11 protein-coding genes and 1 riboswitch are annotated in these 10,131 nt (G+C 43.9%); of the genes, 6 read left to right on the forward strand and 5 right to left on the reverse strand.

Features of this window, described 5'->3' with window-relative positions; translation table 11 throughout:
* On the forward strand, positions 1 to 1,117 hold a 1,117-nt coding region (locus ABY436_RS16805; protein WP_372740085.1), incomplete at its 5' end, for a RecQ family zinc-binding domain-containing protein.
* A gap of 141 nt (positions 1,118 to 1,258) precedes the next feature.
* Here the strand turns inward: ABY436_RS16805 and hppD are convergent.
* Entirely contained in the window at positions 1,259 to 2,299 is a 1,041-nt protein-coding gene (gene hppD / locus ABY436_RS16810) for a 4-hydroxyphenylpyruvate dioxygenase (RefSeq protein ID WP_372740086.1), read from the reverse strand.
* 166 nt (positions 2,300 to 2,465) lie between these two features.
* Here hppD and ABY436_RS16815 point away from each other — a divergent pair, with 166 nt between their 5' ends.
* Positions 2,466 to 3,347 (forward strand): LysR family transcriptional regulator, encoded by an 882-nt coding sequence (locus ABY436_RS16815; RefSeq protein ID WP_372740087.1) that lies wholly within the window; start codon positions 2,466 to 2,468, stop codon positions 3,345 to 3,347.
* Between the two features lie 79 nt (positions 3,348 to 3,426).
* On the opposite strand, the gene ABY436_RS16820 is transcribed toward ABY436_RS16815, so the two are convergent.
* Positions 3,427 to 3,651 (reverse strand): hypothetical protein, encoded by a 225-nt coding sequence (locus ABY436_RS16820; RefSeq protein WP_372740088.1) that lies wholly within the window; start codon positions 3,649 to 3,651, stop codon positions 3,427 to 3,429.
* 113 nt (positions 3,652 to 3,764) lie between these two features.
* Positions 3,765 to 4,385 (reverse strand): TetR/AcrR family transcriptional regulator, encoded by a 621-nt coding sequence (locus tag ABY436_RS16825; protein WP_372740089.1) that lies wholly within the window; start codon positions 4,383 to 4,385, stop codon positions 3,765 to 3,767.
* Positions 4,386 to 4,792: 407 nt separating this feature from the next.
* A riboswitch (FMN riboswitch) is annotated at positions 4,793 to 4,979 on the forward strand.
* Positions 4,980 to 5,101: 122 nt separating this feature from the next.
* On the opposite strand from ABY436_RS16825, the gene ABY436_RS16830 reads away from it, so the two are divergent.
* Together ABY436_RS16830 and ABY436_RS16835 are read left to right on the forward strand one after the other, a co-directional pair.
* Positions 5,102 to 5,596: a 6,7-dimethyl-8-ribityllumazine synthase gene (locus ABY436_RS16830; RefSeq protein ID WP_372740090.1), complete on the forward strand. Its 495-nt coding sequence runs from the start codon at positions 5,102 to 5,104 to the stop codon at positions 5,594 to 5,596.
* Positions 5,597 to 5,727: 131 nt separating this feature from the next.
* Positions 5,728 to 6,666, forward strand: a complete 939-nt coding sequence (locus ABY436_RS16835; protein WP_372740091.1) for a 2-hydroxyacid dehydrogenase — start codon at positions 5,728 to 5,730, stop codon at positions 6,664 to 6,666.
* Between the two features lie 5 nt (positions 6,667 to 6,671).
* Here the strand turns inward: ABY436_RS16835 and ABY436_RS16840 are convergent, their stop codons facing one another.
* Positions 6,672 to 7,142, reverse strand: coding sequence for a DUF1294 domain-containing protein (locus tag ABY436_RS16840; RefSeq protein WP_372740092.1), 471 nt, complete (start codon positions 7,140 to 7,142; stop codon positions 6,672 to 6,674).
* 40 nt (positions 7,143 to 7,182) lie between these two features.
* Positions 7,183 to 8,088, reverse strand: a complete 906-nt coding sequence (locus ABY436_RS16845; protein WP_372740093.1) for a diguanylate cyclase domain-containing protein — start codon at positions 8,086 to 8,088, stop codon at positions 7,183 to 7,185.
* A 328-nt stretch (positions 8,089 to 8,416) separates the two neighbouring features.
* Between ABY436_RS16845 and ABY436_RS16850 the strand changes: the two genes are divergently transcribed.
* Both ABY436_RS16850 and ABY436_RS16855 read left to right on the forward strand, forming a co-directional pair.
* A complete protein-coding gene (locus ABY436_RS16850; protein ID WP_372740094.1) occupies positions 8,417 to 8,635 on the forward strand; it encodes a hypothetical protein in 219 nt (72 codons plus the stop codon).
* Positions 8,636 to 8,893: 258 nt separating this feature from the next.
* Positions 8,894 to 10,129 carry a cation:proton antiporter gene (locus tag ABY436_RS16855; protein ID WP_372740095.1) on the forward strand — a complete coding sequence of 412 codons (1,236 nt, stop codon included), beginning with the start codon at positions 8,894 to 8,896 and terminating at the stop codon, positions 10,127 to 10,129.
* Positions 10,130 to 10,131: the final 2 nt, after the last annotated feature.

A 10,131-nucleotide genomic window follows, 5' to 3' on the forward strand; every position in this document is an offset into this window, starting at 1 on the left:
AGATAAAGCAGATATTCGATTTGTCATCCATTACGATCTGCCAAAATCCATAGAAAATTATAGTCAGGAGATTGGCCGGGCGGGACGCGATGGTGCGGCATCACATTGTATAACATTGGCGAATCTGGATGGTCTTAATACCGTAGAAAATTTTGTTTACGGCGATACCCCTGAGCACAGCGCTATTGAATATGTAGTAACGGCGATCAAGAATGAAACGAGGGATGTGGGGGGGCATGGCGTAGCGGATAACCAAACGAATAACCAATGGGAACTGCAATTAGTCGGCTTATCGAATGAGAGTAATATTCGACAATTACCACTGAAGACTTTACTGGTACAGCTTGAGCTGTTGGGTGTAGTACAACCCTTATATGCTTATTTTGCAGAGTTTAAATATAAATTTCTGAAGCCAAAAGAAGAAATAGTGGCGATGTTCCAAGGGGAGCGTCAGGCGTTTTTAGCAGCTGTTTTTGCGCATACCGCGTTTAAGAAGGTCTGGGGAGAGCCCGATTTTGATGCGCTGTTTCAAAACTATCAATGTGATCGATCCCGTGTGGTCGCCGCATTGGAATATTTGCAGCAGATAAGTTGTATTACTCTGGAAACAAAACGCATTACGGAAGTGTTTAGTGTGGATTTGGATCTGTTATTTAAAACGGATCTAACCGAAACATTGCATCACTATTTTGTTGATAAAGAGCAAAAAGAGGTAAAACGAATTGCTGCTCTGATAAGGTTTTTTGAGTTGGATCGATGTTTGAATCATCATCTATCGCTCTATTTTGATGATCACCATGCGCCTGAAAGTTGTGGTCATTGCTCGGTATGCCGCGGCCGGGTCGCAAAGCTTGAGTATTCGACTCCGCCACATTGGCCCTCTGATCAGCAGATCAGTCAAGTCCTGGAGGGACTGAGAAGGCATATGGCTGCGAAGTCAGTACATGCCTCGTCAATAATACAGACAGCCGATAACCTGAGTTGTTTTTTGGCCGGCATCAGTGTACCTGTTTTTAGCCGCCATAAGATACGTCAATTACCCGGGTTTGGGCTGTGTGAGCATTTGCGGTTTGAAGATATTCGACTCAAGGTGCAAAATTTAACCAGCGTTTTATAGATGAAACATTGTAGTGCCTATTTAGCGTTTAGAGTTCCACAATAATCGACGCCCTCAGTAACTCAAAGAGTTATCCTGGAGGGCGTTGGCTGAACAGAGTGTTATTATTCTGAATTCAGATAACCGGATTTAATAACAGAGCTAAATAACGCCTCTTCGTTCCTGATCGCGTTCAATAGATTCAAACAACGCCTGAAAGTTTCCTTCACCAAACCCAAGGTTTTCTTTTCGTTGGATTAATTCGATGAAGATGGGGCCGAATAGATTTTTGGTAAAGATCTGCAACAGATATCCCGAATCATCGCCATCGATCAGTACTTGATGTTCCTGAATTTTTTTACGATCTTCGGTTACATTAGGCACACGATTAAAGACTTCTTCGTAGTAATCGTCATGAATATCCAGTGTGTCTATGACAGAGCGATCCATTTTATCAAGCGAACTTAGCAGGTCGTTTGAGCGAAAAGCGATATGCTGTACACCTGGTCCGTTGTACTGACCCAGATATTCATCAATCTGGTTGTTAGTATCACCTTTGCCTTCGTTAATCGGAATACAAAAACTACCATCCGGAGAACGTAACGCATAAGAAATTAATGCTGTTTTTTGGCCTTTAATATCAAAATAGCGAACCTCTTCAAAACCAAACACGTTTTTGTAAAAGTCAGCCCAGGTTTCCATGGTGCCTTTATAAACGTTGTTAGTAAGGTGATCTATCTCGATAAAACCGAGATTATCGACAATCGTTGGGGCGTCCAGTGCAACAAAATCATCATGATATATAGAGCCGTTAGCGCCAAATTTATCGATAAAGTAGATCAAGCTATCGCCTATCCCATAAATGGCAGGGTAAGGATGATCGGTAGTCGCTGGATCAGCCGCTTTGGCGCCTCGTTTGACCGCTTCAACCCATGCTGCTTGTGCATTATCTACTCGCCAGCCCATTGAGCAGATGGCAGGGCCATGACGGCGGGTAAAATCAGCAGAAAAACCAGATCTCTCTTTATTGAGCAGAAAGTGAATATCATTCTGGTTGTAGTAATAGATCTCTTTGTCATGGTGGCGTTTGAGTTTAGAGAAGCCAAAAGCTGAAAATACACTATCCATAAACTCCGTGTCCTGGCTGGTGAATTCAGTAAACTCGATGCCTCTAAGGCCAATTGGATTTTTTTCAGCGTTCATAGGTTTATCCTTCATTTATACTCTTTCTTATTCTGGGTAAGGCTGGCTTGGGCATTTTTTATAATGTGCTGTTCGTGCAGCCTTATATTTAATACGTTAATCTGTTCGATGATTCAAAAAAAGCGTAATATTTAATACATCTTGATCAAATTATTCGATGGTTTTTATGGCGGTGGATTTAGAGTCGTTACGGGTGTTAAGTGCAGTAGTTGAGACAGGGAGCTTTGCTAAAGCCGCTGATCGATTACATAAAACCCAATCGTCAGTGAGTTATCAGATCAGTAAATTAGAGCAGCAACTGGGTACTCAGGTGTTTGATCGCAGTAGCTATCGGGCTAAGCTGACACCTGTTGGGCAGAGGATTCTGGAAGAGGGGCGGCGGTTGTTGCAACAAGCAGCTTATGTTGCCCGCTTGGTGGATCAGTTTTCTGAGGGGTGGGAACCAAAACTTGAGCTAGTCGTCGATGGAATGTTACCCACGGCGCCAGTCTTAGGTGTTTTGAAAGAGATGACGGATCTTGCCATTCCTACCCGAATTCAGTTTCGTACTGAGTTTCTGGGCGGAGTGCAGCAACGTTTTGAACAGCAGCAGGCTGACTTGATGCTGGTACTGGATTATCAGACTGATGCTGCTTGCAGTGCGATATCATTGCAAGCCCTGGACGTAGTATTAGTGGTGAGTCGTGAGCATCCGTTGGCGGCTCGCCAGGCATTGGATACCCGCGAGCTACATGCCTTTGTTGAGTTAACCGTACATGACTCCAGTTATAGTTCTGCTTACGGAGGTTTGCAAACTTTTGGAGGCGAGCGGGTTTTTTATCTGAGCGACTTTAGAACAAAAAAAGAAGCGTTACTGCAGGGTTTAGGTTTTGGCTGGATGCCTTTAGAGCAGGTTCGGCATGAATTACACAAGGGTCAATTACAGGAAGTGGACTATCAGGGGGGGTCGCGATTCTCATATTCGCCACTGCTTGTTTTCCGAAAAAATGAACCGCTGGGAAAAGCAGGGGAGATGTTAAAGGAAAAACTTCAGCAGGTATTTGGCTAGTGTTAACTAATAGATGTGAAGAATTACACTTAAACTGTCGTTATAAACGAGATTAATAAACGAGAGTCTAAAACGAAAGTTAACGTCGTGATATTTCGCGCATCAGGCTACTGAGGTCAAGTCCCATCTGATCAGCCATTTTTTCAACGTCGCTGGTTTTACGAGGTGGGGTTTTCATTGCTGCTTTTCGCTTGTCGCTCTTACGCTTTTTCTCATGGACTTTTTGTTCGAGGTCTTGCTGAAACTGGTCGAGCTGCTGAAGACTGAGAGAGCGTAAAGTTGAAACAAATTCTTCTTCTGTCATTAGTATTGGAAACGCCTTATTACGAAATAACGAATATGTCTAGGTATTAAGATGGACTGAATCTAGCGGAGCATTTGGTATGATCACCTTGATTTTAGCATAAGTAAATATTTTTACGTTGTTTCTTTAAAATTTAATCCGCAGCCTTTCAGTACCAGCCGAGTAATCAAGTTGGCAGCTGTTTGATAATCCTGAGCTTCGAGTGTTTTTTTCCCTGTGACGTTAGCAATTTGCCAATCAAAATCTGCATAGGTCTGAGTAGACGCCCATATCATAAAGAGAAGATGTTGAGGATCAACCGGGTGCATCTTTTCATCGGCAATCCATTGTTCGATACGCGATGTCATCTGCCTGGTTTGCTGCATCAGCTTATCTGTAATATCTTGAGTCAGGTGGGGGGCACCATGCATGATTTCACTGGAAAACACTTTAGATGCATGTGGGTGTTGTTGTGAAATACGAATTTTAGTGCGGATATATTGCTCTAACGCGATGGCAGGCTCATCATATATCTCAAAAGAAGCTGAGGCCTCAAGCAATGGTTCGATAATAGATTCGAGTACGCAGCGATACAGCTTCTCTTTGCTCTGGAAATAGTAGTAGATATTTGGCTTGGGCAGATCTACTTTCTTCGCAATGTCCATAATTTTAGTAGCCGCGTAGCCTTTTTCAGCAAACTCAAGACAAGATGCTTTAAGAATACGTTCGCTGTTGAATTCACGGATTCTGCTCATAGGTTTTTTTGATCCAAAAGTGTTTTCTAGTCCAAAGGATAGATAACGATGACTATAAAATAAGACAGCTAATAATAAGCATAGTGCACAGGTGTTAAGAAATCTCTGTCCTATTGGGCTTATTTGGGGCGTTAATCGTCATAGGACGTATGTATGAAAAATGATCATGTAGCCGTTTTTATGGGCTAAATAGGCTGTAAAGGACACTTTTACACTGAAAAAGTCATTAATATTGAAGATTGTCGCTTTCAGGCTCCATAAATTTGATTTTCGCCGCTGAGTATCCAAATCCTCAGAGCTGTGTTTACTCACCTTTGCATAAAAACATCATGCATCAGTAATAGCCTCTATTTTTTTGACTCTATTTAATAAAAATCTTATAGTCTTTTTCCGGATGAATAATCCGGTTTCGTTCTCGGGGCGGGGTGCAATTCCCCACCGGCGGTAATAGTAGGGAGTGCACATGTCATTTTGTTACTTAAGCCCGCGAGCGCCTTTTGATGCAGATCTGATATAGAGTTTGTTGCAAAAGGGTCAGCAGATCTGGTGAGACTCCAGAGCCGACGGTTATAGTCCGGATGATAGAGAGCGTGTCAGACAAAAACACACCGCTGTTGATACGTTGTGTTATTTAATGCCTTACAGGGTTTCTGTTGGAAAGGCATTAGTTGCCTGCCCGTTCGCCCTGATTCAGTATATTATGATGGATTTCACCAATGAATCAGAGCTCAGCGAGTACACAATTGTTAGATGTTAAAACCCAACATATCGCGTTTATCCACGCCTCCTGGCATACCGATATTGTCCTTAATTGCCTGGAAGGCTTTCGGACTCAAATGGCTGAATCTGGATATGATATCGATAAAATCGATGTTTTTCCGGTACCAGGCGCTTATGAAATCCCTTTGCAGGCTAAGTTGTTAGCAAAAACCGGCCAGTATGCCGCCATTGCATGTAGTGGTTTGGTGGTCGATGGTGGTATTTACCGGCATGATTTTGTTGCCCAAGCGGTATGTACTGGATTAATGCAGGTGCAGCTAGAAACCGAAGTGCCGGTATTAACCGCTGTCCTGACACCGCACCACTTTCATGACGGAGATGAACATAGTGAGTATTTTCTTCGCCATTTCATCAAAAAAGGACGCGAGCTTGCAAATGCCTGTGATGGGGCAATTAAACTGACAGCATCTGTCAAGGCACGTATTATCTGAAACCACGTATCATCTGAGAATAAGTACTGTCGATATCTTTGGTATTCAAAATGATAATAGAGTGTAAAGCGGATGAGCATTACCAGCACGTCTGGAATTCTACTTTCGGGCTCAAATTTACGAGTTCAAATATGATCGCTTTCGTTAGTCGCATTCCCCGTGCTGAAATGCAACAGTGGTTAATCGCGCTGAATGAATTGTTGCCCGACCATGATGTTCGCTTTTTCGATAGCCTGACTGCACAGCAAAAACAGCTATGCACTATAGCTGTGGTTGCCAATCCGGATCCGGCAGAACTTCGCCAGTTACCTAACCTGCAATGGGTGCACAGTACCTGGGCTGGTGTAGAGCGCATGGTGGCTGAGCTTTCAGGGACTGAACTGCTTCCTATTGTTCGCTTGGTAGACCCTGCATTAGCTCACACCATGGCAGAAGCCGTATTAGCCTGGACACTCTACTTGCACCGCGATATGCCCGCTTATCGCGAACAGCAATCCAGTGCTCAGTGGTTGCAGCGGCCTTATATCGCTGCGCACGATCGGACCGTGGGCATATTGGGCTTAGGCAAGCTGGGTGCTCTCAGTGCCGAACGTCTGAAGGCTAATGGTTTTAACGTTTTGGGCTGGAGCCGCCAAAAGAGAAGGTTAGAAAATATCCGAACGTTTGCCACAACAGATGGGCTGGTATCCATGCTGGCACAGAGCGATATTGTGGTGAATTTACTACCCTTGACTAACGAAACACGAGGTTTACTTAATACTGCCCGCTTTGCCCAATGTAAGCAGGGAGTTTCCATCATTAATTTTGGCCGTGGTGCAACAGTGAGCGAAGCTGACTTACTCAGCGCGTTGGATGCAGGCATAGTTTCACATGCCGTTCTCGATGTATTTGAAGAGGAGCCGCTGCCTGCCGGCCATCCTTATTGGTCGCATGCCAACATCACCGTATTGCCGCACATCTCTGCACCCACCTGTCTCCGTAGTGGCAGTAAAATCGTGGCCAATAATATAAAGGAATACTATAAATCAGGACGGATACCTGAAGCGGTGGACCGTCAGTTAGGCTATTGAGCGGACTATTTATTCCAATAGTAGTCAAGCTTCCAAAGCCAAATCTGCACAAAATCGGGTAGAGATATTTCCGGCACCAGCCCCAGCAATTGCGCATCAGCGTTGTCTACATAGCGGTACAAAAAAGAGCTTCCATCAGATGTATGTAGCCATATAAAGCCAGCAAGATTCATGATAACCGTTACCCAAAACACAAAACGAAAGTCTTGCTTTGAGGACTTATGGCGTAGTTTTTGTTGCGCCATTAAAGCCCCGGGCCAGCCACCGAGTATTGCCCATAGATGTAATGTACTTTCTTTCGTTCGCCAGCGGCCGTTGATTGCCGCTGACTTATCAAAGGCATAGATGATAAAGGTTATAATGCTCATCATTATATAAAAAGCAGGCACCAAAAACGGAAGGGTGTGGAAGAAAACGGATGCAATGGAAAAGATCGCAAAAGTGGCAATCAGCGTAAAATTTAGTATTTTGATCATGTCGAATCTTCACTGGTTATCGGCAAGCAGTCTATTGCGTTTATTGATAAGTACCGCTGCCTTTACTTTTAGCTTTGTACAGAGCGTCGTCAGCAAAAGATAGCAATGTTTCAGAGGTAGTTCCGTTATCGGGGTAGGTTGCAATGCCAATACAGCAACTGATTTCTACTGGGGTGTTATCTACTTCAAATGTCCTGCTGAGTGTATTAATCAATAATTTGGACAGCGAAGTAACCTCTGCTCTGGTGAGATGATTTTCCAGCAGTAAGACGAACTCATCACCCCCGTAGCGTGCCAATGTATCAGATTCACGAATTGACTGTGACATGCGACGAGCCGCTTCCTGTAGGATCTTATCCCCAAATGCATGGCCTTTTGCATCATTAATGCTCTTGAATTTGTCTAAATCAATATATAGCAGCGTGAAGGTGCTTTTGTTTTGATCACATTGATTTTTTTCAGATTGGTTTCTTTCGCACTGCTTTATCAAATGTGAGATACGTTCTAACAACAAATAGCGATTAGGGATTTGTGTTAGTTGGTCATAGTGAGCCATTTGTATGAGCTGCTCTGATTTTCTGACACGTTCGGAAATATCTCTATTGATGCCAAGTGCGCCAATAATTTGATCGTCATCGTCGAGTAATGGGACGCACATTGATTCAATCCAGCCTATCGATCCATCTTTGCGTAGCATTTTTACTTCGCCCGTCCACTTACCAAATTCTTCAACGGCCGCAATAACCTCAGCTGTAATGTGTGCAGAGTCTTGGGGCACATGCAGCATGCAAACGGGTTGACCGATGGCTTCTGCTTGAGAATAGCCGTAAAGGTCTTCAGAGCCGTTGTTCCAATCGGTGATAATACCCTGTAAATCAGTAATGACGACTGAGTCAAACAGGTAATCGAAAGCTATTGCACGCTGTTCTTTCTTTTTTGCATCCATACCCAAATAGGCTCACTCAGCAGTAGTGTCAAAATCAAAGTAACTAAGATAGCCGGAAAGTATGATTATCGCCTATATGTTCCGGTAGCTATATGTTCCGGTACCTATATGTTCTGGTAGCCATATATTCTGCTATCTATATGATGATGCTCAGGTAACAGTATAGTTAACTATATCCAGATACTATTCGAAAAATAAAATGATGAGTAATTTTTATAAACACAAAACCACTAAACTTTTACCTGATTCGTTATTCAGAAAAAAACGAAATGCCTTATTTGCAAACTTGTGAGACACTGCGCGCTTTTTAATATTCAGAATTTTTTTCATGGAAACACAAATTATATATGCTTTTGCAACGGGTCAGCAGGCAACCCGCTTTTTGAATGCATTAAAGGTATGGAGCGTCGCTGATGTGAAAGTGAAGCTACATCGGGGTGCGGATAAAGTGAAGGTGTCTTACTACTTTTCAGGAGAAGGGTTTGATGCCACCAGCTCGCAGTTAGATGAGTTGGCTGAGGTCTATGGTGGCAGGGAATTATCGTAAGCTCAGATCTGTGAATACGTCTTATGTATAAACCTTATGTATAAACCTTTTATTTAAAGATAAGCATGGGGTGGAGGCAGCCGTAGTTCAGACGAAACGCATGCCATAAGGGTAGATTTTTAGGATTTTAGCGCTTATTCTGATTGATATTGCCTTTTTAAATTCACCACGGATGTAATGCCAGTCGAGTACAGAGCAGCTAAAGTTCAGAATAACTGAGAAACACCAGCGTCATAGTAAACCAAGAGGGGCTAAGTTATGAGCGCCCACGATCAACCGCTTTTCTTCATTCTTGTTGGCATTTGTGCTTTTCTTTTTTTCGTTGCCTGCCTGCGCCACTACAGTTCACGTAGCTTTTTACCACCCGAATCCTGGTTATTGTTGGCGGGTGTCGTTTACGGTTCTGTGCAACATAATTATTTACCAGCGTTACCTGTTATCGAACTTTCGCCTGAGCTGGTGATCTGGCTATTACTGCCTATTATTATCTTCGCCAGCGCCCGCAATACTTCCATTCCAGCGCTGCGAAAGGAGGCCCTGCCAATCTTTTGCTTTGCAGGCTTAGGGGTTGTTTTGACACTGTTTCTGATTGGTATACCTCTCTCGTGGATGATGTCGATCCCGCTAGCAGATGGTTTGTTTTTTGCCGCGGCAGTCGCAGCAACAGACCCTTCTGCGGTAGCTGCTATTTTTCAACGCTTTCCTATTCCCGAACGGTTAAATATTTTACTGGAAGGGGAGTCGACGTTTAATGATGGAACCGCGATTGTGCTGTTCAGTTTAATGGCTGCGCTGGCCTTAACCGATGTGCCGCTATCTCTGACTCAGGCCCTGATGCAATTTGCTTGGTCTATTGCCGGGGCTATTCCTCTGGGATTGGCATTAGGTTGGTTAGCCGGAAAACTGGTACTGCACTGGCGTGAGCAGAACCGTTTTTCCGGCCTGACACTGACATTATTGCTGGCGTATGGAAGCTATTTGTTAGGTGAGGGAGTGCTACATGTTTCCGGTGTTATTACCGTACTGTGTGCTTCGTTGGCATTTATTCGCAGCCGTCAGGCGGGTGCTCAGCCCAAAGAAGGTGAATTGTTTACCTCCTTTTGGGAATATTTAGAAGTTTTAGCGGGCAGTATTTTGTTTTTTTCACTGGGAACCGCCGCCGGAGCGCATGATTTTCCGATCAACTGGGCACTCCCGGGTGTCGTCATTGTGCTGATAGTGTCGCGAGCCGTGGTGGTTTATGGCGGCTCACTGTTATTGCGATCTGTACGTAAACCATTACCTTTACCCTGGCAGCATGTGATGATGCTCGGTGGTTTAAGGGGGGCGGTGTCTGCCGCTCTGGTGCTGATGATCCCTGCAGACTATAGTTATCGCTTTGAAATGTTATGTTTGGTTTTTGTTCTATGTCTTTATACGCTGGTGGTTCACCCGCCATTGCTGCGTTTATACTTACAGAAAGTAGAGTTAGCCGAGACGCCTGAAAGAAAATAAAA

Origin of the sequence: Neptunomonas sp. (assembly GCF_041601355.1) — a bacterium.
Lineage (GTDB): Bacteria > Pseudomonadota > Gammaproteobacteria > Pseudomonadales > Balneatricaceae > Neptunomonas.